The organism is Streptomyces sp. NPDC002476, from assembly GCF_042889785.1.
GTDB lineage: Bacteria > Actinomycetota > Actinomycetes > Streptomycetales > Streptomycetaceae > Streptomyces.
In genome coordinates this window covers 179,901-203,986 of the sequence record NZ_JBIARH010000011.1, presented here as the reverse complement: position 1 = coordinate 203,986, position 24,086 = coordinate 179,901, and the positions used below count along the sequence as shown (strand labels likewise).

General features: G+C 72.1%; 25 protein-coding genes and 3 tRNA genes. 7 read left to right on the top strand and 21 right to left on the bottom strand.

Features of this window, described 5'->3' with window-relative positions; genetic code table 11:
* Positions 1–55: 55 nt before the first annotated feature.
* The 6 genes from ACFYXM_RS16185 to ACFYXM_RS16160 form a co-directional block, all read right to left on the bottom strand.
* Positions 56–1,111, bottom strand: coding sequence for a UDP-N-acetylmuramate dehydrogenase (locus ACFYXM_RS16185; RefSeq protein WP_389289770.1), 1,056 nt, complete (start codon positions 1,109–1,111; stop codon positions 56–58).
* 319 nt (positions 1,112–1,430) lie between these two features.
* The gene (locus tag ACFYXM_RS16180; RefSeq protein WP_389289768.1) at positions 1,431–1,859 is read right to left on the bottom strand and encodes a MaoC family dehydratase; all 429 of its coding nucleotides are present in this window, start codon (positions 1,857–1,859) and stop codon (positions 1,431–1,433) included.
* A complete protein-coding gene (locus ACFYXM_RS16175; RefSeq protein WP_073786739.1) occupies positions 1,859–2,311 on the bottom strand; it encodes a MaoC family dehydratase N-terminal domain-containing protein in 453 nt (150 codons plus the stop codon). The genes ACFYXM_RS16180 and ACFYXM_RS16175 overlap by 1 nt, the downstream gene beginning before the upstream one ends.
* A 104-nt stretch (positions 2,312–2,415) precedes the next feature.
* The gene (gene rpmG, locus ACFYXM_RS16170) at positions 2,416–2,580 is read right to left on the bottom strand and encodes a 50S ribosomal protein L33 (RefSeq protein ID WP_003956487.1); all 165 of its coding nucleotides are present in this window, start codon (positions 2,578–2,580) and stop codon (positions 2,416–2,418) included.
* Between the two features lie 88 nt (positions 2,581–2,668).
* Positions 2,669–2,741, bottom strand: a tRNA-Met gene (locus ACFYXM_RS16165).
* Positions 2,742–2,786: 45 nt separating this feature from the next.
* Positions 2,787–2,859: transfer RNA gene (locus tag ACFYXM_RS16160), tRNA-Thr, on the bottom strand.
* 503 nt (positions 2,860–3,362) lie between these two features.
* On the opposite strand from ACFYXM_RS16160, the gene ACFYXM_RS16155 reads away from it, so the two are divergent.
* Both ACFYXM_RS16155 and ACFYXM_RS16150 read left to right on the top strand, forming a co-directional pair.
* Complete coding sequence (locus tag ACFYXM_RS16155; RefSeq protein ID WP_389289765.1) at positions 3,363–4,661, top strand: amidohydrolase family protein; 1,299 nt, start codon at positions 3,363–3,365, stop codon at positions 4,659–4,661.
* A gap of 34 nt (positions 4,662–4,695) precedes the next feature.
* Positions 4,696–5,352 carry an SDR family oxidoreductase gene (locus tag ACFYXM_RS16150; protein ID WP_389289764.1) on the top strand — a complete coding sequence of 219 codons (657 nt, stop codon included), beginning with the start codon at positions 4,696–4,698 and terminating at the stop codon, positions 5,350–5,352.
* 127 nt (positions 5,353–5,479) lie between these two features.
* On the opposite strand, the gene ACFYXM_RS16145 is transcribed toward ACFYXM_RS16150, so the two are convergent.
* On the bottom strand, positions 5,480–5,953 hold the full coding sequence (locus ACFYXM_RS16145) for a DUF523 domain-containing protein (protein ID WP_389289762.1): 474 nt from the start codon (positions 5,951–5,953) through the stop codon (positions 5,480–5,482).
* 91 nt (positions 5,954–6,044) lie between these two features.
* Positions 6,045–6,126: transfer RNA gene (locus tag ACFYXM_RS16140), tRNA-Tyr, on the bottom strand.
* Positions 6,127–6,342: 216 nt separating this feature from the next.
* Here ACFYXM_RS16140 and ACFYXM_RS16135 point away from each other — a divergent pair.
* From ACFYXM_RS16135 to ACFYXM_RS16125, 3 genes are all read left to right on the top strand, one after another.
* A complete protein-coding gene (locus ACFYXM_RS16135) occupies positions 6,343–6,831 on the top strand; it encodes a YajQ family cyclic di-GMP-binding protein (RefSeq protein ID WP_362021097.1) in 489 nt (162 codons plus the stop codon).
* Positions 6,832–7,465: 634 nt separating this feature from the next.
* Positions 7,466–7,975, top strand: a complete 510-nt coding sequence (locus tag ACFYXM_RS16130; RefSeq protein WP_389289760.1) for a methylated-DNA--[protein]-cysteine S-methyltransferase — start codon at positions 7,466–7,468, stop codon at positions 7,973–7,975.
* Between the two features lies 1 nt (position 7,976).
* On the top strand, positions 7,977–8,660 hold the full coding sequence (locus ACFYXM_RS16125) for an alpha-ketoglutarate-dependent dioxygenase AlkB family protein (RefSeq protein ID WP_389289758.1): 684 nt from the start codon (positions 7,977–7,979) through the stop codon (positions 8,658–8,660).
* A gap of 61 nt (positions 8,661–8,721) precedes the next feature.
* Here the strand turns inward: ACFYXM_RS16125 and ACFYXM_RS16120 are convergent, their stop codons facing one another.
* Entirely contained in the window at positions 8,722–9,333 is a 612-nt protein-coding gene (locus ACFYXM_RS16120) for an SMI1/KNR4 family protein (RefSeq protein ID WP_389289757.1), read from the bottom strand.
* 113 nt (positions 9,334–9,446) lie between these two features.
* Between ACFYXM_RS16120 and ACFYXM_RS16115 the strand changes: the two genes are divergently transcribed.
* The gene (locus tag ACFYXM_RS16115) at positions 9,447–9,848 is read left to right on the top strand and encodes a YccF domain-containing protein (protein WP_389289755.1); all 402 of its coding nucleotides are present in this window, start codon (positions 9,447–9,449) and stop codon (positions 9,846–9,848) included.
* Positions 9,849–9,941: 93 nt separating this feature from the next.
* Here the strand turns inward: ACFYXM_RS16115 and htpX are convergent, their stop codons facing one another.
* From htpX to ACFYXM_RS16055, 12 genes are all read right to left on the bottom strand, one after another.
* Positions 9,942–10,805, bottom strand: coding sequence for a zinc metalloprotease HtpX (gene htpX, locus ACFYXM_RS16110; RefSeq protein ID WP_389289753.1), 864 nt, complete (start codon positions 10,803–10,805; stop codon positions 9,942–9,944).
* A 266-nt stretch (positions 10,806–11,071) separates the two neighbouring features.
* Entirely contained in the window at positions 11,072–11,530 is a 459-nt protein-coding gene (locus ACFYXM_RS16105) for an MscL family protein (protein WP_389289752.1), read from the bottom strand.
* A gap of 162 nt (positions 11,531–11,692) precedes the next feature.
* Positions 11,693–13,216, bottom strand: coding sequence for an NADH-quinone oxidoreductase subunit N (locus ACFYXM_RS16100; protein WP_389289815.1), 1,524 nt, complete (start codon positions 13,214–13,216; stop codon positions 11,693–11,695).
* 155 nt (positions 13,217–13,371) lie between these two features.
* Entirely contained in the window at positions 13,372–14,928 is a 1,557-nt protein-coding gene (locus ACFYXM_RS16095) for a NuoM family protein (RefSeq protein WP_389289750.1), read from the bottom strand.
* 27 nt (positions 14,929–14,955) lie between these two features.
* Positions 14,956–16,956: an NADH-quinone oxidoreductase subunit L gene (locus tag ACFYXM_RS16090; protein WP_389289748.1), complete on the bottom strand. Its 2,001-nt coding sequence runs from the start codon at positions 16,954–16,956 to the stop codon at positions 14,956–14,958.
* The gene (gene nuoK, locus ACFYXM_RS16085; protein ID WP_389289746.1) at positions 16,953–17,375 is read right to left on the bottom strand and encodes an NADH-quinone oxidoreductase subunit NuoK; all 423 of its coding nucleotides are present in this window, start codon (positions 17,373–17,375) and stop codon (positions 16,953–16,955) included. The genes ACFYXM_RS16090 and nuoK overlap by 4 nt, the downstream gene beginning before the upstream one ends.
* Positions 17,375–17,962 carry an NADH-quinone oxidoreductase subunit J gene (locus tag ACFYXM_RS16080; RefSeq protein ID WP_389289813.1) on the bottom strand — a complete coding sequence of 196 codons (588 nt, stop codon included), beginning with the start codon at positions 17,960–17,962 and terminating at the stop codon, positions 17,375–17,377. The genes nuoK and ACFYXM_RS16080 overlap by 1 nt, the downstream gene beginning before the upstream one ends.
* Positions 17,963–17,973: 11 nt before the next feature.
* Positions 17,974–18,684, bottom strand: a complete 711-nt coding sequence (locus tag ACFYXM_RS16075) for a NuoI/complex I 23 kDa subunit family protein (protein ID WP_389289811.1) — start codon at positions 18,682–18,684, stop codon at positions 17,974–17,976.
* Complete coding sequence (locus tag ACFYXM_RS16070) at positions 18,681–19,649, bottom strand: NADH-quinone oxidoreductase subunit H (RefSeq protein WP_389289745.1); 969 nt, start codon at positions 19,647–19,649, stop codon at positions 18,681–18,683. Before ACFYXM_RS16070 ends, ACFYXM_RS16075 begins: the two co-directional genes overlap by 4 nt.
* The gene (locus ACFYXM_RS16065) at positions 19,646–21,061 is read right to left on the bottom strand and encodes an NADH-quinone oxidoreductase subunit C (protein ID WP_389289743.1); all 1,416 of its coding nucleotides are present in this window, start codon (positions 21,059–21,061) and stop codon (positions 19,646–19,648) included. The genes ACFYXM_RS16070 and ACFYXM_RS16065 overlap by 4 nt, the downstream gene beginning before the upstream one ends.
* Positions 21,058–21,762: an NADH-quinone oxidoreductase subunit B gene (locus tag ACFYXM_RS16060; protein ID WP_389289742.1), complete on the bottom strand. Its 705-nt coding sequence runs from the start codon at positions 21,760–21,762 to the stop codon at positions 21,058–21,060. Before ACFYXM_RS16060 ends, ACFYXM_RS16065 begins: the two co-directional genes overlap by 4 nt.
* Entirely contained in the window at positions 21,753–22,154 is a 402-nt protein-coding gene (locus ACFYXM_RS16055) for an NADH-quinone oxidoreductase subunit A (RefSeq protein ID WP_389289740.1), read from the bottom strand. Before ACFYXM_RS16055 ends, ACFYXM_RS16060 begins: the two co-directional genes overlap by 10 nt.
* A 372-nt stretch (positions 22,155–22,526) precedes the next feature.
* Here ACFYXM_RS16055 and ACFYXM_RS16050 point away from each other — a divergent pair, with 372 nt between their 5' ends.
* Positions 22,527–23,756, top strand: coding sequence for a sensor histidine kinase (locus ACFYXM_RS16050; protein ID WP_389289738.1), 1,230 nt, complete (start codon positions 22,527–22,529; stop codon positions 23,754–23,756).
* Positions 23,757–24,086 lie beyond the last annotated feature (330 nt).

Here is a 24,086-nt window from a genome sequence, read left to right as displayed (position 1 = left end):
GCTGTGCGCCGGGTCCGGTGTACCGTCCGGGGCCCGCACGTCCGCCGTACGCGTCCTACAGGCTCACGCCGACCGTGACGGGTTCGTTGACGAGCGTGACGCCGAACGCCTCGTGGACCCCGGCGACGACCTCGCGGGCGAGCGCGAGGAGGTCCTCGGTGGTGGCGCCGCCCCGGTTGGTGAGCGCGAGGGTGTGCTTGGTGGAGATGCGGGCCGGTCCGGTGCCGTAGCCCTTGGTGAAGCCGGCCCTGTCGATGAGCCAGGCCGCGGAGGTCTTGACGCGACCCTCGCCCGCGGGGAAGGCGGGGGGCTTCGCGTCGGGGCCGAGCCGGTCCCGGACGCGAACGAGGAACGCCTCGTACTGGGCCGCCTCCAGGATCGGGTTGGTGAAGAAGGAACCGGCCGACCAGGAGTCATGGTCCTCGGGGTCCAGCACCATGCCCTTGCCCGCGCGGAGCTTGAGCACGGTGTCGCGGGCGGCGGAGGCGGGCACGCGCTCGCCCTGTTCGACACCCATGGCGCGGGCCGTCTCGGCGTACTTCAGGGGCGCGGACAGGCCGCCCGCGTCCTCCAGCTCGAAACGGACACGGAGCACCACGAAGCGGTCGGGTTCGGCCTTGAAGCGGCTGTGCCGGTATGAGAACGCGCATTCGGCGTTGATGAGGGTGACTGTTTCGCGGGCCTGCCGGTCGTAGGCCACGACCTCCGTGATCGTGGACGCCACCTCCTGGCCGTAGGCGCCGACGTTCTGGATCGGCGTCGCCCCGGCGGAGCCCGGGATTCCGGCCAGGCACTCGATGCCCGCGAGACCGGCTTCGACGGTGCGGGCGACCGCGTCCGTCCAGATCTCCCCGGCGGCCAGCTCCAGCGCGGTGCCGTCCAGGGCGAAGCCCTGGGTCGCGATGCGCAGGGCGGTGCCGTCGAAGCCCTTGTCGCCGATGACCAGGTTGCTGCCGCCGCCGATGACGAGGAGCGGAGTGCCGGTGTCGTCGGCCTCGCGCACAGCCTCGATCACCTCGGCGTCGGTCGTCGCCGTGAGGAGGCGGGAGGCGGGACCACCGAGACGGAAGGTGGTCAGCGGGGCGAGGGGGGCGTCGTGGAGTTCCTGCACGGGGACAAGAGTACGGTCCGCCCGTGGACGGCCCGGGTGCGCGTCTCCGGGTGCGCCCCGGTCCGTGACCCCACCGCTCGGGCGGGGCCGCGGACCGAAGCGGCCGGGGCCGGGTCCCGGAGGGAACGCGAGGGCCGCGCTCAGGCGGCGGGGACGCGCTCCCCCACCGCTTCGTCGGCCGCCGCGGCCTCGGCGGCCGGGGCCTTGCCGCGCCCCGGGATCAGCAGCGCGACGAGGGCGGCCGGCGCCACCGCCTCTCCGGTCCGCGCCCGCAGGTCCGCGCCCGCAGGTCTCCGCGTTCGCAGGTCCGCTCGCCGCCTCAGGCGAGCTGCACCACGGCCCGGGCCATGCCCAGCACCTTCTTGCCCTCGCTCATGGCCGTCAGGTCCACCCGCACCCGCTTGTCGTCGAGCAGGGCGGCCACCTTGGCGCCGACCTCGATCAGGGCGCCCTCGTCGTCGTTCGGCACGACGACCGGCTTGGTGAACCGGACCCCGTACTCGACGACCGCCCCCGGGTCGCCCACCCAGTCCGTGACCACGCGGATCGCCTCGGCCATGGTGAACATGCCGTGCGCGATCACGTCCGGCAGTCCGACCTCGCGGGCGAACTTCTCGTTCCAGTGGATCGGGTTGAAGTCCCCGGAAGCGCCCGCGTACTGAACCAGCGTCGCCCGGGTCACCGGGAAGGACTGCGCGGGCAGTTCCATACCGACCTCGACCGACTCGTATCCGATCCTCGCCGTCATCACGCCTCCTCGGCGGCGCGCGCCACCAGCTTCGTCCACGCGGTCACCACGTGCTCACCGGACGCGTCGTGGACCTCGCCGCGGATGTCCAGGACGTCGTTGCCCGCCAGGGACTTGATGCCCTCGATCGTCGAGGTGACCGTCAGCCGGTCCCCCGCCCGCACGGGGCGCATGTAGGCGAACTTCTGGTCGCCGTGCACCACTCGGCTGTAGTCCAGGCCCAGCTGCGGATCCTGTACCACCTGCCCGGCGGCCTTGAAGGTGATCGAGAAGACGAACGTCGGCGGCGCGATCACGTCGCTGTGGCCGAGCGCCTTGGCGGCCTCGGGGTCGACGTACACCGGATTGGCATCGCCCACCGCCTCGGCGAACTCGCGGATCTTCTCGCGGCCGACCTCGTACGGCGGGGTGGGCGGATAGGTCCGCCCCACGAAGGACTGGTCGAGCGCCATGAGCTCGCTACCTCCTGCTGAGAGATGAAAAAGGCCGAAACAACAGCCCCATACAACGACACGAGGCCGCCCCCATCGGGGACGGCCTCGTGTACGAGCCTGATTCAGCGCGTTTCGCGGTGCGCGGTGTGGGAGTTGCAGCGCGGGCAGTGCTTCTTCATCTCAAGACGGTCCGGGTTGTTGCGCCGGTTCTTCTTGGTGATGTAGTTCCGCTCCTTGCACTCCACGCAGGCCAGCGTGATCTTCGGGCGGACGTCGGTGGCAGCCACGTGAGTGCTCCTTGACGGACAGATGGACGGATGAACGCAAAAAAGAGTAGCCGATCGAAGGACCGACCCCGCAATCGGCTACCGTGAGTAGCGGTGACCGGACTTGAACCGGTGACACAGCGATTATGAGCCGCTTGCTCTACCGACTGAGCTACACCGCTTTGATGACGGATCCCCCCGCCGAAGCGGGGATTCCCGATCACCAGAGCCCCAATGCGGAATCGAACCGCAGACCTTCTCCTTACCATGGAGACGCTCTACCGACTGAGCTATTGGGGCGAGCGAGGAAGACATTACACGCTCGGTCGCCGGTTGCCCAAATCGGTTTGAGCGCCCCGCTCCGAGCGGCCGGTCCGCCCGCCCGTCGTCCGCTCCGCTCCCGCTTCCCGGCCGCCTGAACAGCGCCTCGGCCGCCACACGGGCCCCGGACGTTCCGCCCCGGTGCGCACGCACCCGCGGCCACCACCACCCGTTCCCGGCGGCGCCGACCGGTTCTTCCGCGGCCCCGGCGATGCCATCACCCACCCCGTGGGCCACGGCGGTCCCTCCGGCTCGCCCCGGTACGCCGATGCCGCCCCGGACGTCCGCCCTCGGCCCCTACGCCCCCGGAGCCACACCGGTACGACTATTTCGCTCCTCCTCGAACCGGGCCGAACACGCCCCTAGGCTCGACTCACTCTGCGTGACCTTCCGCGCTTTCCAGTCGCCCTTCTTCCCTCCCGCCTCCCAGCCCTTTGCACCCCTCGCACCCCCTGCCAGCGACTTCCCGTTCCAGGAGCGCGATGCCCGAGAGCCATCCGCGGCCGTCCGACGACCACGCCGACGACCCGGCCGACGCGACCGACGGCCCCGACACCGCCACGACCACCGGGACGACCCCCCTGGTGCTCTGCGGCGCCCGCCTCACCGACGGCCGTGTCGTGGACGTACGGCTCGGCGGCGGCCGTATCGAGGCCGTCGGCACCGCGGGCAGCCTGGCCGTCCCCGGCGCCCGGGTGGACCTGCGCGGCCATCTGCTGCTCCCGGCCCCCGTCGAACCCCACGCCCACAGCGACACCGCGCTCACCGCCGACGGCACGGGCCCCGGCATCCCGGGCCCCGTCTCGCACCGGCCCCAGGACATCCAGCGCCGGGCCACCGAAGCCGCGCTGCTGCAGCTCGGGCACGGTGCCACCGCGCTGCGTGCGCACGTACGGATCGGCTCGGTCCAGGGCCTCGCCTCGCTCGACGCCGTGCTGCGCGCCCGGGACTCGCTGTGCGGGCTCGTCGAACTCGCGCCGGTCGCCGTGCCCCGGCTGCTCACCGGCGTCGCGGGCGCCGACAACCTGGCCATGCTGCGCGACGCGGTGAAGATGGGGGCGTGCGCGGTAGGTGGCTGCCCCGACCTCGACCCGGACCCGGCGGGGTACGCGGAGGCCGTGCTGGAGATCGCCGCCGAGCACGGCTGCCCCGTCGACCTGCACACGGACGGTGACGACCCGGCCCGGCTCGGACGGCTGGCCGCCGTGGCGGGCGGAGTACGGTCCGGTGTCTCCGTCGGTCCGTGCGCCGGTCTGGCCCGGCTCCCCTCGCAGTCCGCGACGCGGGCCGCGGACCAGCTCGCCGCGGCCGGGGTGACGGTGATCTGCCTCCCCCAGGGCGGCTGCGGCGGAGTGGAGGGCCGGGGCACCGCGCCCGTGGGGCTGTTGCGCGCCGCCGGGGTACGGATCGCGGCGGGCAGCGGGGCGCTGCGGGACATCACGAACCCGGTGGGCCGCGGGGACCCGCTGGAGGCCGCCTATCTGCTGTCCTCGCAGAGCGGACTGCGGCCCGACGAGGCGTACCGGGCGGTCTCCTCGACCGCCAGGAAGGCGATGGGCCTGCCCGAGGTCCGGGTCGAGGCGGGGTTCCCGGCCGAACTGCTCGCCGTGCGCGGGGAACAGCTCTCGGGCGTGCTGTCGCTCGCGTACAGCCGGATCGTGGTGCACCGCGGCCGGGTGGTGGCGCGGACGAGCGCCGTGCGCGAGTACTGCGACTCGGAGACCGTCGTCGCCCTCGGCCTGCCGCGCCAGGGTCGGCCGGATCCGTTCGGCGGGCCCTGAGCACGGCGGCCCGTGGCGGCGTACGGTCGGGAACATGCGCATTGTCATCGCAGGTGGACATGGTCAGATCGCGCTGCGGCTGGAGCGGCTGCTCGCCGCGCGCGGGTACGAGGCGGTCGGCGTCATCCGTGATCCGGGACAGAGCGCGGACCTCCGGGCGGCGGGCGCCGAACCGGTCGTCCTGGACCTGGAGTCGGCCTCCGTGGACGACGTGGCGGCGGTGCTGCGTGGCGCCGACGCGGCGGTCTTCGCGGCCGGCGCGGGCCCGGACAGCGGCGCGCCGCGCAAGGAAACGGTGGACCGCGGCGCGGCGGTGCTGCTCGCGGACGCGGCCGAACGGGCGGGGGTACGACGCCTGGTCGTGGTCTCGTCGATGGGCGCCGATCCCGATCACCCGGGCGACGAGGTCTTCGACGCGTACCTGCGGGCGAAGGGAGCCGCGGACGCGTACGTGCACTCCAGGACCGCGCTGGACTGGACGATCCTGCGCCCCGGCAGGCTGACGAACGAGGCGGGCACGGGGCTGGTCCGTCTGGCCGTCTCGACCGGCCGCGGACCGGTGCCGCGCGACGACGTGGCGGCGGCGCTGCTGGAGCTGCTGGAGACCCCGGCGACGGCGGGGCTGACGCTGGAACTCGTCTCGGGGAACGTGCCGGTGGCGGTCGCGGTCAAGGACGTGGCGGGCAACTGACCCCGGCTGCCCCGGCCGGCCCCGCCGTCGTCCGTGGCATCGGCGAGAACCGCGTACCGCGCCCCGGGCCGCGCGAACCGGCGGCGCCCGCGTACAGCGCTCCGGGCCACGCGGGCCGGGGCCGCCCTCAGTCGCGCGGGGCCGGGCGGACCGTGATGCCGTGGCGCTCCAGCAGCGCGGCGGTGACGCCGTCGCCCTCGCGGAGCCGACCCGTGAACGTGCCGTCGTAGACCGTGCCGCGCCCGCAGGAGGGGCTGCGGCTCATCAGCAGCGCCTCGTCGCACCCGGCCCCGCGCGCGACCTCCAGCGCGCGTTCCGCGCCGTCCACGAACTCCCGTGTCACGTCGTGCCCGGTGTCGTCGACGACGCGGGCGCGGCCCTCCAGCACGTCGTGCCCGTCGCCACCGACGATCTCGGCGGGGCGGCGCGGGGTGGACAGTCCGGCGGCCACCTCCGGGCAGAAGGACACCGGCCGGCGGTCCCCGATGGCCTCGGTCACCGCGTCGGACGCCTTGCCCCGGCCGTCGAAGCGGCACGGCACACCGCGCAGACAGGCGCTGACCAGTACGGGTGCGGATACGGACGGGGATACGGGTTTCATGCTCACGACCTCGGCAGCAGGCCCGCCGCACAGGCCGACGGACCACGGAAACGAAGAAGGCCCCTGTCTTGTGAACAGGGGCCTTTTCCTGTGGCGGCGCCAGGATTCGAACCTGGGAAGGCGAAGCCGGCAGATTTACAGTCTGCTCCCTTTGGCCGCTCGGGCACACCGCCGGGGATCGTCACCTTCGAGAACCGCTTTTCGGCGGTGCTCCCTGGCAACGACGTAAACGATACCCGATGCCCGGGGGTGCTCCGCCACCGGATTGATCAGCGGCTCGATCGGGTGCGGATGGCTAGGCTTTGACCGGCGGGACGGGGCCGGAAGGCCCGCGACCGCCCCCGTACGCATCCCGTTTCCCAGCACCCCGATCCAAGGAGCCACACGTCATGGCCGACTCCAGTTTCGACATCGTCTCGAAGGTCGAGCGGCAGGAGGTCGACAACGCCCTCAACCAGGCCGCCAAGGAAATCTCGCAGCGTTACGACTTCAAGGGCACCGACGCCTCGATCGCCTGGTCCGGCGAGAAGATCCTGATGTCGGCGAACGGCGAGGAGCGGGTCAAGGCGATCCTCGACATCTTCCAGTCCAAGCTGATCAAGCGCGGGATCTCGCTCAAGGCGCTGGACGCGGGCGAGCCGCAGCTGTCCGGCAAGGAGTACAAGATCACCGCCTCGATCCAGGAGGGCATCTCCCAGGAGAACGCGAAGAAGGTGGCGAAGATCATCCGCGACGAGGGCCCGAAGGGCGTCAAGGCTCAGGTCCAGGGCGACGAGCTGCGGGTCAGCTCGAAGAGCCGGGACGACCTCCAGGCAGTCCAGGCCCTGCTGAAGGGCAAGGACCTCGACTTCGCGATCCAGTTCGCGAACTACCGCTAAGGGCTGTCCCGTAATCCGTGGTGGACCAGCGCGCGGCGTCGGATGTGGTGCATCGCAAGGCGGAGGGGCGTCCGCATACTGGATGTATGCGGGCGTTCCGACAACGCGGCGAGGTGCCGCACCAGGCGCCGCGGGCCGGACGGGACTTTCGAAACACGCCCTGGCGAAACCGCTGCCGGAGCAGGGTCATCACCTGCGAAGGCGCCGGTTCTCAGCGTCTGCTTCCCGGTCGGGGAGGGCGCGTCGGGGCGGCACGGAGAACTCCGGGCGCCGCCCCCTGCGCGCACTCCCCGACCGTCGCTGTCCGGCTGTTCGGCCGCATCGAGCCCCGGCCACATGCCAGGCTGGGGCCTCCGAGTCCACCACCCCCGGCGGCCGGCACGCCCCGGCCGAACCGACGCCGCTCTCGGGCGGTGAGGTCTTCCGAAGCGCGGATACCGGGACGGTGCTGGACTTCTGGCGCTACGCGATGCCCGATCCGCGGACCAACACGACCCGGGGCCTGCTCGCGGAGTTCCTGGTCCGACGCGATGTCCGAATACCGCCGGTCGCGATGTGGCCGGGGACGCACACTGGTGTGTGCCGGACGGTGGTCCTGTCGCCTCCGGCACGACAGGCGCGGAGAGGACGAGCCATGACCATGTACGCGACGGTCGACAGCCCGCTGGGTGAACTGCTGCTGGTCGGAGAGGAGACCGCCGACGCGGCCGGAGGGGTCGCGCTCGCCTCGCTCTCCCTGCCCGGCCAGAAGGGCGCCGCGGTCGTCCGGGCCGACTGGGTCCGCGCGCCGGACGCCTTCGAGGGGGTCGCCGCACAGCTGCGGGAGTACTTCGCGGGGCGGCTGACCCGTTTCGACCTCGTCCACGCCGACGGCGCGGGCACGGACTTCCAGCGCCGGGTATGGGCCGCGCTCGACACCGTCCCGTACGGGGAGACCGTGTCGTACGGGCAGGTCGCCGAGTGCGTCGGGGCGTCCGGGGCGGGTGTGCGGGCCGTGGGCACGGCGATCGGCCGCAACCCGCTGCTGGTCGTACGGCCGTGCCATCGGGTGATCGGCGCGGACGGGGCCCTGCGCGGCTACGCGGGCGGCGTGGAGCGCAAGGAACGGCTGCTGAGGCTTGAAGGCGCCCTGGCGGTGCGCTGACATGTCCGGGCTCTTTCCCAGACCGCGGGCCGCCGTGGCGCCGGGGGCCGTGCACGTGCCGGAGTGGCTGTCGCCCGCGCGCCGGCGGGAGCTGGTGGCCGCCTGCCGGGAGTGGGCGCGAGGGCCGGTGCCGCTGCGGCACACGGTGCTGCCGGGCGGCGGCGCGATGTCGGTGCGGACGGTCTGCCTGGGCTGGCACTGGCAGCCGTACCACTACTCGCGCACGGCCGACGACGTGAACGGCGCACGGGTCGCCACGTTCCCCGACTGGCTCGCGGAGCTGGGCCGGGAGGCGCTGGTGGCGGCGTACGGGGACGAGAGCCCCACGCGGGCGTACGCGCCGGACGCGGCCCTCGTCAACTTCTACGACGACGCGGCACGGATGGGCATGCACCAGGACAAGGAGGAACGGTCCGGTGCCCCGGTGGTGTCGCTCAGCATCGGCGCCACCTGCGTCTTCCGCTTCGGGAACACGGAGAACCGGGGAAAGCCCTACACGGACGTGGAGTTGGCCTCCGGCGACCTGTTCGTCTTCGGCGGGCCGTCGCGCTTCGCCTTCCACGGCGTACCGAGGATCGTTCCCGGGACGGCCGATCCCGCGTCGGGACTGAGCCATGGCCGGCTCAACCTGACCCTGCGCGAGACGGGACTCGATTCCCGCGGCCCCTCCGGGCATTCCGGATAGTCCGGGCGATCCGCGGGGCCCGAGGAGCGGACGGACCAAGGGTCGGACGGCCCGAGGAGCGTCAGGGGCGAGTGGCCCTCCCGGCGCCGGCAGACACGGCGCCGGCGGCCACGGGTCGTATGCGGGCGCCGAAGTCGGGCCAGGGCTCCATGTCGGCCTCCTCGTCCTCCGCGTCCTCGCAGTGCCACGCGGTGCCGTCCAGCCAGGCGTGCAGCCACTGGGCGAGGTCGGGCTTGTCCACGTACCAGGCGAGCTCCGGCACACCGGCGTTCGGCTCGAAGAGCAGGACCGTGGTGCGCTCGCTGCGGCAGTCCACGCAGGAGTACATCCCACAGCCCAGGCTGCATATCGGCAGCACGCCCTCCGGCCACACCCACTCCCCCTCCTCCGTGTCGCCCCGGCGCAGGGCGAGGTAGTGCGCGACGGCGGACTCCTTCCCGTCCGGCGTCCGGTCGCCGATCAGCGGCAGGAATCCGTACGCAGGCCCGAAGCCGCCGTTGGCCGTCCGGGTGTACAGCGCGGTCAGCAGCGGTGGCAGAGGGAAGCCCAGGGCGGCCTCGGCCCGCTCGACGCCCTCGGCGGACAGGGGAGCCGGAAGGGGGTACGCCGCCCAGCGCGGCCCGGTGCGCGCGGTCTTCTCCACGGCCGCCAGCAACTGCTCGATGTCCATCATGCGTTCATGGTGAGTGACGGCACTGACAATCGGCCGGAGCGGTGGTCCGGGCCGTCGGCCGAGACCGGCGGCGAAGGGCGCTACCGGGCGAAACGCGTGGAAGGCTGGGAAACATGAAGCTGCTGCAACTGATCCTGAACGTCCTGTGGGTGGTGTTCTGCGGGTTCTGGATGGCCCTCGGATATCTGGTGGCCGCGATCATCTGCTTCGTGCTGATCGTGACGATCCCGTTCGGCATCGCGTCCCTGAGGATCGCGGGCTACGTCCTGTGGCCGTTCGGGCGGACCACCGTGGACCGGCCCGACGCGGGGGCGCCCTCGTGCGTCGGCAACGTCATCTGGCTGGTCTTCGCCGGGTGGTGGCTGGCGCTCGGACACCTGCTGACAAGCATCCCGCTGTTCGTGTCGATCATCGGCATCCCGTTCGGCTGGGCGAACCTGAAGCTGATCCCGATCTCCCTCATGCCGCTGGGGCGCGAGGTGGTCCCGACCGACGAGAGGTTCGGGGCGCGGTAGCGGTCCGTACGGACACGGAAGCGGGAAGGGAACGGAGGCGGTTCGCGCGGAGCGCCTCGGGCGTCCCGGGGCCGGTGAGCGGGACCGACGGCCTCACGGGCGGCGGCCCGCCATCTGTTCCAGGCGGGCGATGCGCTCCGCCATCGGCGGGTGCGTCGAGAACAGCTTGGACATGCTCTGACCGGGGCGGAAGGGGTTGGCGATCATCATGTGGCTCGCGGTCCCGATCCTCGGCTCGGGAGGCAGCGGGAGCTGCTTCGTCCCCGCGTCGAGCTTCCGCAGGGCACCGGCGAGGGCCAGCGGGTCGCCGGTGAGCTGGGCGCCCGAGGCGTCCGCCTCGTACTCGCGGGAGCGGCTCACGGCCAGCTGGATGACGGAGGCGGCGAGCGGGCCGAGGATCATGATCAGCAGCATGCCGAGAATGCCGGGGCCCTCGTCGTCGTCGGACCGGCCCGCCGGGACCAGCCAGGCGAAGTTGACCAGGAACATGACGACGGAGGCGAGCGCCCCGGCGACGGACGAGATCAGGATGTCGCGGTTGTAGACATGGCTCAGCTCGTGCCCGAGGACGCCGCGCAGCTCTCTCTCGTCGAGGATCTGGAGGATGCCCTCGGTGCAGCAGACCGCCGCGTTGCGCGGGTTTCGGCCGGTGGCGAAGGCGTTGGGGGCCTGGGTCGGGGAGATGTAGAGCCGGGGCATGGGCTGCCGGGCGGCCGTCGAGAGCTCGCGGACCATGCGGTACAGCCCCGGCGCCTCGAACTCGCTCACGGGGCGGGCGCGCATGGCCTTCAGTGCCAGCTTGTCGCTGTTCCAGTACGCGTAGGCGTTGGTACCGACGGCCACGAAGAGCGCGACGATCAGGCCCGTACGTCCGAAGAAGCTTCCGATGACGATGATGAGCGCGGAGAGACCGCCGAGAAGTACGGCGGTCCTCAGCCCGTTGTGCCGGCGGTGCACGGTACGCCCTCCAAGTGGTGCAGCAGGGGAACCCTTTGCTCGGTGGTCTCCACTCCCTCAGTGGAGCCTCCCGTACGGGTCAACGCCAGGCGAGGTGAGCTAGTTCCCTTGTGCGTGCCGCCGCGGGGCGGGGCAGGGCCGGGACGCCCGGCCCGGGGGGCGCTGCGCCGTACGGGTGACGGGGCCGTGCGCGCCCCCGTCGCCCGTGTCCGTACCCCGCCCCGGGGCGGGGGCCGTGCCGTGTCCGGGAGCCGTGGCCGGGCGGCTCAGCGCTGGGCGGGGAACCCGGCGACCGCGAGGGCCTCGGGGTCCGGCTCGATCTCGCTGGTGCAGTGGGCGCAGCGGGAGGCGATGGCCGGGATCTCGGTGTAGCAGCGCGGGCAGTCGCGGACGGCGGCCTTGACGTCGACCTTCTCGTCGGCCTTGGAGAAACGGTTCTGGACCTTCGTCATGGGTACGACGACGCCGAAGTAGAGCACCGCGGCGGTGATCAGGAAGGCGATGGCGGCGGCCAGGAACTTCCCGTACGGGAAGACCGTGCCCTCGATCGCGAACTCCGCGGAGCTGAAGTCGCCGACCGAACCGGTGGCGAGGCCGATCAGCGGGGTGATGAACGCGGTGCTGAATCCGGTGACGACGGCGGTGAACGCGGATCCGACGGCCAGACCGATGGCCATGGAGATGATGTTTCCGCGCAGGATGAAGTCCTTGAACCCGTTCAGCACTGCTTTTGCTCCCTCTGGGACCTGGGTGTGTTGTCGCGATGTGCGGCCTTAGTTCTGTGACCGGGAAGGTTTGCCGGACGCCGCGAGCCGGTGAACCTCACCGGTCATGGCACTAGACCTTGCCGTGTGCGGACCGTCCCGGGCAAACCGATCCCGGGTATGTCAGAAGAGACCTACGGCGGCGAATTCCAGGATGGTCTGCGGGACTCCGGAGAGCACGATGCCCGCGACTGCGGTGAGGGCGATCGCGAGAGTGACGGGGACCGGGACATGGTGGCCGGTGGGGGCGGGTGCGGCCGGGCTCGCGGCCGGCGTCCTTCCGGCGGACGGGTCCGGGGCGTCCGCTGTCCGCTCCGGGGCGCGGAAGAGCGCCGCCGTCCACCGCAGGTAGTAGTACAACGCGATCACTACGTTGACGGCCATGACGACGGCGAGCCAGCCGAGTCCCGCGTCGACGGCGGCGGAGAAGACCGTGACCTTGGCGAAGAGGCCGATGATGCCGGGCGGCAGACCGGCCAGGCAGAGCAGGAAGAAGGCCAGCGCGAGGGCGGCGAGGGGGCGGTCGGCGCAGAGGCTGCGGTAGTCGGAGAGCCGGTTCCCGGGGTGGGTACGGGCGACGAGCGCGGCGACCGCGAACGCGCCGAGGTTCACGACGGCGTACATGAGGGCGTACGCGACGGTGGAACCGATGTGCCGGTCGCTGGCGTACGCGGCGGCGGCGATCGGCACCAGGAGGTAGCCGGCCTGGCCGACGGACGACCAGGCGAGCAGGCGTACGGCGCTGCGGGCGCGGTCGGCGTTCTGGCGCAGGGCGGCGACATTGCCGATGGTCATGGTGAGGGCGGCGAGGACGGCGAGGGCCGGTCCCCAGACGTCGGCGTACGCCGGGAAGCCGATCACGGCGACGAGGATGAGGCCGGAGAAGCCGGCCGCCTTGCCGACGACCGAGAGATAGGCGGCGACCGGCAGGGGGGCACCGACGTAGGTGTCGGGGACCCAGAAGTGGAAGGGCGCGGCGGCCGTCTTGAAGGCGAAGCCGACGAGGGTGAGGACGACGCCGGTCTCGGCGAGGGTGCCGAGCTGTCCGGGTACGTCGTCGAGCCGGGTGGCGAGTTCCGTGAGGTGGAGGGTGCCGGTGGCCGCGTACACGAAGCTGACGCCGAGGAGCATGACGGCGGTGGCGACGACGGAGGACAGGAAGAACTTCAGTGCGGCCTCGGAGGACCGGCGGTCTCCGCGCTTGAGGCCGACGAGGGCGAAGGCGGGCAGCGAGGCGACTTCGAGGGCGATGACGAGGGTGGCGAGGTCGCGGGCGGCGGGCAGCAGCACGGCGCCGGCGGCGGAGGACAGCAGCAGGAACCAGAACTCGCCGGCCGGGAGCCTTCGGGTGTCGTCGAGCGAGAGCAGGGCGGTGAGCAGGGCGCCGACGAGGACGAGGGCCTGGATGACGAGGGCGAAGTGGTCGGCGGTGTAGCTGCAGGCTCCGGTGGCGCCGGTGCCGGTGGCGGCCGGGGTGAGGCAGAAGGTGGAGCGGTCGCCGTCCCGCAGCGGGACGAGGAGGGCGAGGGCTGCGACGAGTCCGGCGAGGGTGATCAGGCCGAGGACCGGCTTGCGCTCCCTGGGCAGGAAGAGGTCGGCGACCAGGACCGCCAGGGCGGCAGCCGCGACGACGAGGGGGGGCGCGATCGCGAGCCAGTCGACGGACTGGACGAGGCTGGTGGTGCTGTCGGCAGCCGTGGTGACGAGACCGCCGCCGTGGGTCGCGGCGGCGGCGAGGCCGGGAGCGGTGTCGGGCGCGGTGGTGACGACGCGCGGGAGGGCGCTCAGGGCGGCGGCTGTGGTCACGACTTGCCTCCTGCGAGGAGCTTCTGCACGGCCGGATCGGTGAGGCCGAGGAGGACGGCGGGCCACAGGCCGGCGAGGACGGTGAGGGCGACGAGCGGGGTCCAGGTGGCGAACTCGTACGCCTGGACGTCGGTGAGTCGCGGTTCCTCCCGCTTCGCACCGGTGTCGCCCATGCAGACGCGGCGTACGACGATCAGCATGTACGCGGCGGTGAGCAGGGTGCCGAACGCGGCGATCGCCATGAAGGTGAGGAAGGCGGGGCGGCTGAGTCCGTCGGCGGGGTCGAAGGAGCCGAACAGGGCGAGCATCTCGCCCCAGAACCCGGCGAGGCCGGGCAGGCCGAGGGAGGCGATCGCGGCGAAGGCGAGGAGACCGCCGAGACGCGGCGCCCGGCCGTAGAGCGCGGCCCCGGTGGCGCCGGAGAGGGTGTCGAGGTCGGCGGTGCCGCAGCGGTCCTTGACGGCACCGACGAGGAAGAACAGCAGGCCGGTGATGAGGCCGTGGGCGATGTTGGCGAAGAGCGCGCCGTTGACGCCGGTGGGGGTCATGCTCGCGATGCCGAGGAGCACGAAGCCCATGTGTCCGACGGAGGAGTACGCGATCAGCCGCTTGAGGTCGCCCTTGGATCCGGGGCGGGCCAGCGCCAGGCAGGCGAGCGATCCGTAGACGATGCCGACCACCGCGAAGGCGGCGAGGTAGGGCGCGAAGGTCTGCATGCCGTCGGGGGCGGCGGGGAGCAGGATGCGGACGAAGCCGTACGTGCCCATCTTCAGCAGGACACCCGCGAGCAGCACCGAGCCGACGGTCGGGGCGGCGGTGTGGGCGTCGGGGAGCCAGCTGTGCAGCGGCCACATCGGGGTCTTCACGGCGAGCCCGATCCCGATCGCCAGAACGGCGATGACCTGCACGGACGTGGTGAGCCCACGGCCGTTGTCAGTGGCGAGTGCCACCATGTCGAAGGTGCCGCTCTTCAGCCCGATGAGGAGCAGGCCCAGCAGCATGATCACCGAGCCGAGGACGGTGTAGAGGATGAACTTCCAGGCGGCGGCCTGCCTGCCCGCACCGCCCCAGCGGGCGATCAGGAAGTACATGGGGATGAGCACCATCTCGAACGCCAGGAAGAACAGCACCAGGTCGAGAACGGCGAAGGTCGCGAGGGTGCCGGATTCCAGGGCGAGGACGAGAGCGACGAACGCCTTCGGGGAGGGGCCCGCAGGCATCTTGAAGTAGCTGTACAGGGCGCAGAGGAAGGTCAGCAGCGCGGTCAGTACGAGGAGGGGGAGCGAGATGCCGTCGATGCCCAGGTGGATGCGGACGTGGAGCGCCGGGATCCAGCTGATGTCGGTCGTGGCCTGCATCTTCGACGGATGGTCGTGGTCGAAGCCCGCGGCGAGGAGGAGCGTGGCGGCGAGGACCGCCCCGGTGACGGTCACGCCGTGGCGGAGCACGGCCTGGTCGGGGCCGGTGCCCTTCAGTCCGGGCGGGGCGGGCAGCAGAGCGGCCACGGCGCCGACGAGCGGGGCGAGGACGACGAACGCGAGAAGGAACTGCATCACGGATTCACTGATATCGATCACGGCTCACGACCCGGCGTTGACGTTGGCGAAGACGACGGCGGCGATCGTCAGGACCAGGGAACCGGCGAGCAGTGCGCTGAGGTAGGTCTGCACGTTGCCGGTCTGGGCGCGGCGTACGGCGGCGCCGAGCCAGCGCGCTCCGGTGCCGGAGCCGCGTACGTAGGTGTCGACGACCTCGCGGTCCAGGAACCGGACCAGGCCGGCGGCGGCCCGCACGGGGCGGACGAACAGGGCCGTGTAAAGGGCGTCGAGGTGGAAGCCGGTGGCGGCGTGGCGGTGGAGCGGGCCGAGCAGGAGGCGGCCCGGGTCGGCCGGGTCGGGGGCGTCCCCGGCGGTGCCGTAGGCGGCAGTGTGCGCGGTCAGCGCCTCGGCCTCGACGAGGGCGGGTTCGGCGTCGGGATGGGGGGCGACGGTGCCGACGGCGGTCCGGGCGGCGAGTGCCGAGGTGTGGCGCCAGGCGCCGTAGGTGACGAGGCCGCCGACGAGTCCGATGCCCGTGGAGAGGACGGCGGTGGTGAGGGAGGGGGTGAGGCCGTGGCCGTCGAACCAGTCGCCGATCGCGCCGACAGTCAGCCCGAAGGCGATGGTGGGGACGGCGAGGACCCACAGGACGGTGGTCATCGCGACGGGCTGGCGGCCGTGGTCGGGGGCCTCGGCGCCGCGGCCGCGGAAGGCGAGGAGCCAGAGGCGGGTGGCGTACGCGGCGGTGAGGGCCGCGGTGAGCAGTCCGGCGACGAGGACGGTCCAGCCTGCGGCGGACGGGGCGACGTGCCGGTCCCCGAGCGCGGTGTGCTCGGCGGCGACGAGAACGGCTTCCTTGGAGAAGAAGCCGGAGAACGGCGGGATGGCAGCGAGCGCGAGGAGGGCGACGGTCATCGTCCAGTAGGCGTCCGGGATGCGCTTCGCCAGGCCGCCCATGCGGGACATGGCGGCCAGTGAGTTGGTCCCGGCGGCGTGGATGACGACACCCGCCGCGAGGAAGAGGACGGCCTTGAACGCGCCGTGCGAGAGGAGGTGGAAGACGGCGGCGCCGCGGTCGCCGACGGCCAGGGCCCCGGCCATGTAGCCGAGCTGTCCGATGGTCGAGTAAGCGAGGACGCGTTTGATGTCGTCCTGGGCGAGGGCGGCGAGGGCGGAGCCGGTCATCGTGACCGCGGCCATCACGGCGAGGACGACGAGGGCCGCGCCGGACTGGGCGAAGACGGGAAGGAGCCTGGCCACGAAGTAGATGCCGGCGGCGACCATCGTCGCGGCGTGGATCAGCGCGGAGACGGGGGTGGGGCCGGCCATCGCGTCGGGCAGCCAGGTGTGGAGGGGGAACTGCGCGGATTTCCCGGCGACGCCCGCGAGGAGCAGCAGGGCGATGAGGGTGGGGTGGTCGAGGCCGCCGTTCGCGACGGCGCCCAGGATGCGGGTGATGCGGAACGAGCCGGTGTCGGCGGCGAGCGCGAACAGTCCGATCAGGAAGGGGACGTCGCCGAGCTTGGTGACCAGGAACGCCTTGAGGGAGGCGGCGCGGGCCTCGGGCGTCTCCCAGTAGTGGCCGACGAGGAAGTACGAGCAGATGCCCATGATCTCCCAGCCGACCAGGAGCACCATCAGGTCGCCGGAGTAGACGACGAGGAGCATCGCGGAGGTGAAGAGGGAGACGAGGGCGGTGTACGAGGGGTAGCGGGGGTCGTCGCGCAGGTAGGCGGTCGAGTAGATCTGCACGCACGTCGCGACGAGCCCGACCAGGACGGCGACGAGGACCGCGAAGCCGTCGAGGTGCAGGGCGAGGTCGATCGGCACGGACCCGGTGGGGGTGAGCCGGGTCGCCGCGTCGACGGCCGGCCCGCCGGCCTGGCGCGAGGCGACGACGACGGCGAGCAGGAAGGCGGTGAGGGTGGGCAGTACGGCGAGGGGGCGTACGAAGCCCGGCGCGATGCGTCCGGTGAGCAGACCGCCCGCGGCGCCCAGGAACGGAAGGAGGGGGACGAGGACGGCGAGGGTCGTGGTGGTCACGGAGTGGCCTCTGCCTTCTGTGCCTTCCCTGCCGGAGCAGCGGCCTGGTCTGCGGTGTCGTGGTTCCCGTCGATGCCGGTGAGCGGCTCGTCGGGGAGCGTCTCGGCGGCGTCGGTCTCGGCGGTGTCGCGGAGACGGTCGATGTCCGAGGTGCCCCGGTTGCGGTACACGGCGAGGACGATGGCCAGGCCGATGCCGATCTCCGCCGCCGCTACGGCGATGGTGAAGAGGGTGAGGGCCTGTCCGGCGTGGAGGGTGTCGCGGAGCCAGACGTCGAAGGCGACCAGGTTCAGGTTGACGGCGTTGAGCATCAGCTCGACGGACATCAGCACCAGGATCGCGTTGCGGCGGGCGAGCACCCCGTACAGCCCGGTGCAGAAGAGGAGGACGGCGAGCACGGCGGGATAGGCGAGGTGCATCAGCTCTGCTCCTTACCGTGCTTGCGGGACAGGACGACGGCGCCGACGAGGGCGGCGAGCAGCAGGACGGAGAGCGCCTCGAACGGCAGCACCCAGTGCCGGAAGAGGGACGCACCGGTCACTTCCGTGGAGCCGCCGACGGGTCCTTCGAGCTCGATCCAGGTGGTGCGGAAGGCGTCGACGACGATCCAGACGAGCGTGCCCGCGGCGGCCGCCGCGACGCCGAGGGCCACCCGGCGGTTGCCGGAGTCGGCGTCCGGGGAGCGGCCGATGGGCGCCTTGGTGAGCATCAGCCCGAAGAGGAGGAGGACGACCACGGAACCGACATAGATCAGTACCTGCACCCAGGCGATGAACTCGGCGGTGAGCAGGAGGTACTCGACGGCGAGTCCGCCGAGGGCCACGACGAGCCAGAGGGCGGCGTGCACCAGCTGCCTGGTCGTGACGGTGACGAGGGCGGCGCCGAGGGTGGCGATGCCGACGAGCACGAAGGCGATCTCGACGCCGGTCGGGGAGAGGAAGCCGGAGGGTGCGGAGGGGACGGAAGGGAGGGACTGGGCGGCTCCGGCGGCGGACTGCGCCGCGATGGCTGCGAGTGTCACGCCTCCCCCTCTTCTTCCTTCTGTTCCTTCTGTTCCTGCTGGTCCTGCTGGTCCTTCTGGTCCGTCCGGTCCTTGTGGGCTGCCCGCTGGGCCTCGGTGGCCTGCCGCGTCCCGGCGGTCCGTCGGGGCCCGGCGGTCTGCTGGGCCTCGGTGGCCTGCTGGGCCGCCTGCGCCTCCCTGGCGCGCTGGGCCTGGAGTTTCTCCGCCGTCTTGCGGGCGGCGGCGATCTCCTTCGGTTCCTCTGCGGCCGGGTCGAGCGCGGGCGGTTCGGGCACCGTCCACATCCACTCGCGGAGCTTGTCGCGCTCGTGGGTGAGTTCGAGGATGTCCGTCTCGGCGTACTCGAACTCCGGCGACCAGAAGAGGGCGTCGAAGGGGCACACCTCGATGCAGATGCCGCAGTACATGCAGAGCGAGAAGTCGATCGCGAAGCGGTCGAGGACGTTGCGGCTGCGCTCGCGTCCGCCGGGGGCGGCAGCCGGCACCGTCTCCTTGTGGGAATCGATGTAGATGCACCAGTCCGGGCACTCGCGGGCGCAGAGCATGCAGACCGTGCAGTTCTCCTCGAACAGCGCGATCACGCCGCGGGACCGCGGCGGCAGTTCGGGCTGGACGTCCGGGTACTGCGCGGTGACGTTCTTCCGCGTCATCGTCCGCAGGGTGACGGCCAGGCCCTTGGCCAGGCCGGAGCCGGGAACGGCCATCAGTTCATCGCCACCTTCACGATGCCGGTGAGCGCGATCTGCGCGAGAGCGAGCGGGATGAGCGCGGTCCAGGCGAGCTTCTGGAGCTGGTCCTCGCGGAGCCGGGGGTAGCTCACCCGCAGCCAGATGACGACGAAGGCGAGGACCGCGGTCTTGAGGAGCGTCCAGAACCAGCCGAGCCCGTCGGCGCCGAACGGACCGTGCCAGCCACCGAGGAAGAGCACGGTGGTCAGTCCGCACAGCACGACGATGCCCGCGTATTCGGCGAGCAGGAACAGCGCGAAGCGCAGCCCGGTGTACTCGGTGTACGCGCCGAAGATGATCTCCGAGTCGGCGACCGGCATGTCGAAGGGCGGGCGCTGGAGCTCGGCCAGTCCGGCCACGAAGAAGACCAGCGCGCCGGTGATCTGCCAGGGCAGCCACCACCACTCGAAGGCGTCGAGGATGCCCGGGAGGGAGACGGTCCCGGCGGCCATCGCGACGGAGGCGGCGGCGAGCAGCATCGGCAGTTCGTACGCGAGCAGCTGGGCGGCCGTACGCAGTCCGCCGAGGAGGGAGAACTTGTTGGCCGAGGCCCAGCCGGCCATCAGCGAGCCGAGCACGCCGACGCCCATCACGGCGAGCACGAAGAAGATGCCCGCGTCGACGACCTGCCCGACCGCGCCCTCGCCGGGACCGATCGGAAGGGCGACGAGGACGAGGAGGTACGGGAGCAGCGCGACGGCCGGTGCGAGCTGGAAGACGCGGCGGTCGGCATCGGCCGGTACGACGTCCTCCTTCTGCGCGAACTTCACGCCGTCCGCGACGAGCTGGGCCCAGCCGTGGAAGCCGCCCGCGTACATGGGTCCGAGCCGGCCCTGCATATGGGCCATCACCTTGTGCTCGGTCTGACCCACGACGAGCGGGAGAACCATGAACGCGGCGAAGACGATGACGAGACGGAGGGCGACGTCGAGTACGTCGTTCACGCGGTATCGCCTCCGTCGGGACGGTCGGGGGTTTCGGGGCTTTCGGGGCTTTCGGGCGCGGTGCCAGGGGCTTCGGGCGGGGTGGAGTCGGGCGACGCGTCGGTGCCGGGCGACGCGTCGGTGCCGGGCGACGTGGCGGAGTCCGGCGACGTGGCGGAGTCCGGCGACGTGGCGGAGTCCGGCGACGTGGCGGAGTCCGGTCCCGGGGTGCTTCCAGGAGCGGACTCCGGCGTGGTTCCGGGTGCGTCGAAGGCGGGGCGGGCGTGGTGCCAGGGCGCGTCGCCGCTCCCGGCCCTCGGCTTCGGGGCGGCCGGGCCGGTCGGGGCTGCCGGGGCGGTGGGAGCCGGGGCCGAATCGGTCGGGGCCGGGCCGGTCGTCGGTTTCGGGGCCGTGTCCCGGGCGGGCGCCGCGGGCGGGGCGGTCGTGCCCGGCTCGGCGGCGGCCTGTCGTTGGCTGGCGGAACCCTGGGACGCGCTGCGCGTACGGCGCGGGCGTGCGGCGGGCGCGGACGTGGCCTCGGCCGCCCCGGTCGTCCCGTCCGGCGGCGTCTCCGACGCGCCTGCCGCCGGCCGACTGGCCGAGCCCTCGCTCGCGCTGCGGGTACGCCGTACGGGACGGTCGCCCGCCGCGCGCGCGGCGCGGGCGGGGCGGGACGGGGCGGGCGGGAGCTGGCCCTTCAACGGACCCCACTCGTTCGGGTCGGGGACGCCGGGCGGCAGCATCGTGCGCCGCTTCGGGCCGCCGTGCTCCGACTCGCCCGGCTCCTTCGCGCCCGGCCACGCCTTGGCGACGCGGGCGGCCAGGACGAAGTCCTTGCGCAGCGGGTGGCCCTCGAACCCCTCGGGCAGCAGCAGCGGCACCAGGTGGGGGTGGCCCTCGAAGCCGATGCCGAACATCTCGTGCGTCTCGCGCTCGTGCCAGGCGGCGCCCGCGTAGACGTGGACGGCCGTGGGGAGCGACGCGGCGTCGTGCGGAACGGTCGTACGGACGAGGAGCCGCCGGACCGCGCCCGGTGCCAGGGCCGCGACGTGGGCGCACACCCGGAAGCCGGTGCCCGCCTCGTCGACCGCGCTCAGCCAGTCGAAGTAGCTGCAGCCCAGCCGGTCGCGGGCCGTTTCCAGGGCGGTGGTCCAGGAGGCCGCGGGCACGTCGACGGTCAGCAGGTCGTACGCGAGCTCGGCCGTCGCGCCCTCGCCGAAGAGCTCGGCGGCGGCGTCCGGAAGCCGGTCGTAGGCGGTGGGGTCGTACGCGTCCCGCCCGGGTACCGCGCGTTCCTCGCCGTCCTCACGGTTCTCGGGAGCCACGCGCTCCTCGCCGCCCTCACGGTTCTCGGGGACCACGTGCTCCTCGCCGGCTTCACGGTTCTCCGGGGCGCGGCCCTCGTGGTCGTGGTTCTCCGTTCCTCCGGTCACTTCCGCTCCTCCCCCGGCACCGGCGGGGCGGTGACCAGGCCACTGCGCAGCGCGGCGGTGGAGGGACGGCCGCCGCCCGTCGCGTACCGCTCGCCCAGCGACTCGCGGGCGATCTTCTCCTGGAGCTTGAGGATGCCCTGGAGCAGTGCCTCGGGCCGGGGCGGGCAACCGGGGACGTAGACGTCGACCGGAATGATCTGGTCGACCCCCTTCGTCACGGAGTACGAGTCCCAGTACGGGCCGCCGCAGTTGGAGCAGGCTCCGAAGGAGATGACGTATTTCGGCTCGGGCATCTGCTCGTACAGCCGCTTCACGGCCGGGGCCATCTTGTCCGTCACCGTGCCGGAGACGATCATGAGGTCGGCCTGGCGGGGGCCCGGGGCGAACGGGATCACACCGAGCCGGATGAAGTCGTGCCGGGCCATGGAGGCGGCGATGAACTCGATGGCGCAGCAGGCGAGCCCGAAGTTGAAGACCCACAGGCTGTAGCGGCGGCCCCAGTTCAGGACCACCTTCATCGGCTCGGGCGCGAGCCTGGACAGGACGCCGAGCCGCTTGGGCTCCGGCAGGAAAGTGGGGACGGGCCGCGGTTCGGTCCCCGTCGCGTCGTCGGCCGGCACCACGCCCGTCCCGGGCTCCGCTTCCGTTCCCGGACCTGCTCCGGGCCGGTGCTCGGGGGGCGGCGGGCTCGTCACGTCCATTCGAGGACGCCCTTCTTCCATGCGTAGAGCAGTCCTACGGCCAGGAAGCCGAGGAAGATGAACATCTCCACCAGGGTCGTCGCCCCGTATCCGGGAGCGGCGAACACGGTCGCCCAGGGAAACAGGAAGATCGAGTCGACGGCGAAGACGACGTACAGGAAGGCATACACGTAATAACGGACCTGCGTATGCGCCCATCCTTCACCCACCGGGTCCACGCCGCACTCGTACGTCAGGAGCTTTTCCGGGGTGGGCACCACGGGGCGCAGCAGCCGCCCGGCACCGAATGCGACGGCGACGAAGAGCACGCCGATCACGGCGAGCATTCCGACCACCGCGTAGCCGTGGAAGTAGTCCGACGCGAGAACGGTCGGTTCCGGCAGATCCGCCACGTCCGTCCCTCGCTCCCTCGATCGATCCGTTCGGCGATGCTGTACGCGGTCGCGCGCAGTTTGTACGCACGGGAGTCTAGGCCCTGCCAGGGCGTGTTTCGAAAGTCCCGTCGTCCGCCCGAAGGGCGGGGCCCGCGGCGTCCGGTGCGGTGCGCCGCAAGGCGGATGGTCGTCCTCGTACGGGGGGCGTACGCGGACGCCCCCGACAACGTGGCGAGGCGTCGTGCCAGGCGTCGCGGGCCGGACGGGACCTTCGAAACACGCCCTGAAGGGAGGTGAGCAGCCGCGTCGGAGAACGGGTGGGGTTATCCCTACTTCACGCCACCCATGAGCCCCATGGCATGCGCGGCCCCCGCCCGGCAGGCTGGGGGCATGACCATGAGCCCCCTGGTGCCCGCCGACGATGTTCCGCCGCCCGCCCGCCTCGCCCTCGACCGGTGGACGTGGAAGGAGATCGCGTACCTCCTGGCGAACCTCCCCATGACCGTGGCCGGATTTGTTTACGCGGTGTTCATGATCGGGGTCGGTGTGGGGTTCTCGGTCACGGTGGTCGGGCTGCCGCTGCTCGCCGCCGGTCTGCACGGGGCGCGACTGATCGGCAGGGCCGAGCGGGCCCGGGCGCGGGCGATGCTCGGGGTGCACATCGACGAGCCCAGCCCGGTGGTGCTGTCCCGCACGGAACAGGGGTTCTTCCCGTGGCTGTGGTCGAGCCTCAAGGATCCGGTGGGCTGGCGGGCGGTGCTGTACTCCTTCATCCGGCTGCCTTGGGGGGTGCTCACCTTCGTCGTGACGTGTGTGAGCTTCTTCCTGCTGTGGCCGGCGCTCCCCTTCATCACGCGGTTCCTCACCAACGCGGACCGGATGATGGCCCGCGGGCTGCTGTCGCCCTCGGACGAGCTGGAGCGGCGGATCGCGGAGCTGGAGTCGGACCGGGGGGTGGTCGTGGACACCGCCGCCGCCGACCTGCGCCGCATCGAACGCGACCTCCACGACGGCGCACAGGCCCGCCTCGTCGCCCTCGCCATGGACCTCGGCCTCGCCAAGGAAAAACTCACCCACGACCCCCAGGCCGCCGCCCGCATGGTCGACGAAGCCCACGGCGAAGTGAAAACCGCCCTCCAAGAACTCCGCGACCTCGCCCGAGGCATCCACCCCGCCGTCCTCACCGACCGCGGACTCGACGCCGCACTCTCCTCCATCGCCTCCCGCTGCACCGTCCCCGTCACGGTCTCGGTGGATCTGCCCGCGCGCCCGGCGGCGGCGATCGAGGGCATCGCCTACTTCACGGTCTCGGAGCTGCTGCAGAACATCAGCAAGCACAGCGGGGCCCGAACGGCGTCGGTCGAGGTGTGGCGGGCCGGGAAGCGGCTCATGCTCCAGGTCACCGACGACGGCCGCGGCGGCGCGCGGCTGGACGGCGGTACGGGCATGGCCGGGCTGGCCGAACGGCTGGGCGCCGTCGACGGGCTGTTCGTCCTCGACTCACCGGTGGGCGGCCCCACGACGGTCACCGCGGAGCTGCCCTGGCGGAACCGTGAAGAGGAGCAGGGCCGGGGTGGTCGCGGCCGGGGCGGCGCGGCAGCGTCCGCCGAGCGCGCCTGAACGCGCCTGAACGCGCCTGAACGCATTGAACTCGTCTGAACGCACTTGAACTCGTCTGAACGCGTCCGGGCTCGGGTGAATGCGCCGGGCGCCCTCGGCGCGTTCACGGCGCGCTCCCTGCGCGCCCATGGTCGGAGGCGACACGGAGGACCGGTCACCACGGGGCCGGTCCTCCGCGCCGTCATGGCCGGCATCCCTCGGGGGTGGGGAAAACCCCCGTCCGAAGAGGGATACCGCCCTCATGGTGGGCGCGCCCTCGGCCCAGCACTCTTGGACTACGGCCACGAGAACGACCACAGCCACCGGAACCACGGCCACGAGCGCCTGTGC

What these genes read in the sequence shown, in the direction of transcription:
- ACFYXM_RS16180 (WP_389289768.1), bottom strand. Translation starts at nt 1,859, where the DNA reads ATGACGGCGAGGATCGGATACGAGTCGGTCGAGGTCGGTATGGAACTG.
- ACFYXM_RS16175 (WP_073786739.1), bottom strand. Translation starts at nt 2,311, where the DNA reads ATGGCGCTCGACCAGTCCTTCGTGGGGCGGACCTATCCGCCCACCCCG.
- ACFYXM_RS16155 (WP_389289765.1), top strand. Translation starts at nt 3,363, where the DNA reads ATGCCCGAGAGCCATCCGCGGCCGTCCGACGACCACGCCGACGACCCG.
- ACFYXM_RS16150 (WP_389289764.1), top strand. Translation starts at nt 4,696, where the DNA reads ATGCGCATTGTCATCGCAGGTGGACATGGTCAGATCGCGCTGCGGCTG.
- ACFYXM_RS16145 (WP_389289762.1), bottom strand. Translation starts at nt 5,953, where the DNA reads ATGAAACCCGTATCCCCGTCCGTATCCGCACCCGTACTGGTCAGCGCC.
- ACFYXM_RS16135 (WP_362021097.1), top strand. Translation starts at nt 6,343, where the DNA reads ATGGCCGACTCCAGTTTCGACATCGTCTCGAAGGTCGAGCGGCAGGAG.
- ACFYXM_RS16130 (WP_389289760.1), top strand. Translation starts at nt 7,466, where the DNA reads ATGACCATGTACGCGACGGTCGACAGCCCGCTGGGTGAACTGCTGCTG.
- ACFYXM_RS16125 (WP_389289758.1), top strand. Translation starts at nt 7,977, where the DNA reads ATGTCCGGGCTCTTTCCCAGACCGCGGGCCGCCGTGGCGCCGGGGGCC.
- ACFYXM_RS16120 (WP_389289757.1), bottom strand. Translation starts at nt 9,333, where the DNA reads ATGATGGACATCGAGCAGTTGCTGGCGGCCGTGGAGAAGACCGCGCGC.
- ACFYXM_RS16115 (WP_389289755.1), top strand. Translation starts at nt 9,447, where the DNA reads ATGAAGCTGCTGCAACTGATCCTGAACGTCCTGTGGGTGGTGTTCTGC.
- ACFYXM_RS16095 (WP_389289750.1), bottom strand. Translation starts at nt 14,928, where the DNA reads ATGCAGTTCCTTCTCGCGTTCGTCGTCCTCGCCCCGCTCGTCGGCGCC.
- nuoK (WP_389289746.1), bottom strand. Translation starts at nt 17,375, where the DNA reads ATGCACCTCGCCTATCCCGCCGTGCTCGCCGTCCTCCTCTTCTGCACC.
- ACFYXM_RS16060 (WP_389289742.1), bottom strand. Translation starts at nt 21,762, where the DNA reads ATGGACGTGACGAGCCCGCCGCCCCCCGAGCACCGGCCCGGAGCAGGT.
- ACFYXM_RS16050 (WP_389289738.1), top strand. Translation starts at nt 22,527, where the DNA reads ATGACCATGAGCCCCCTGGTGCCCGCCGACGATGTTCCGCCGCCCGCC.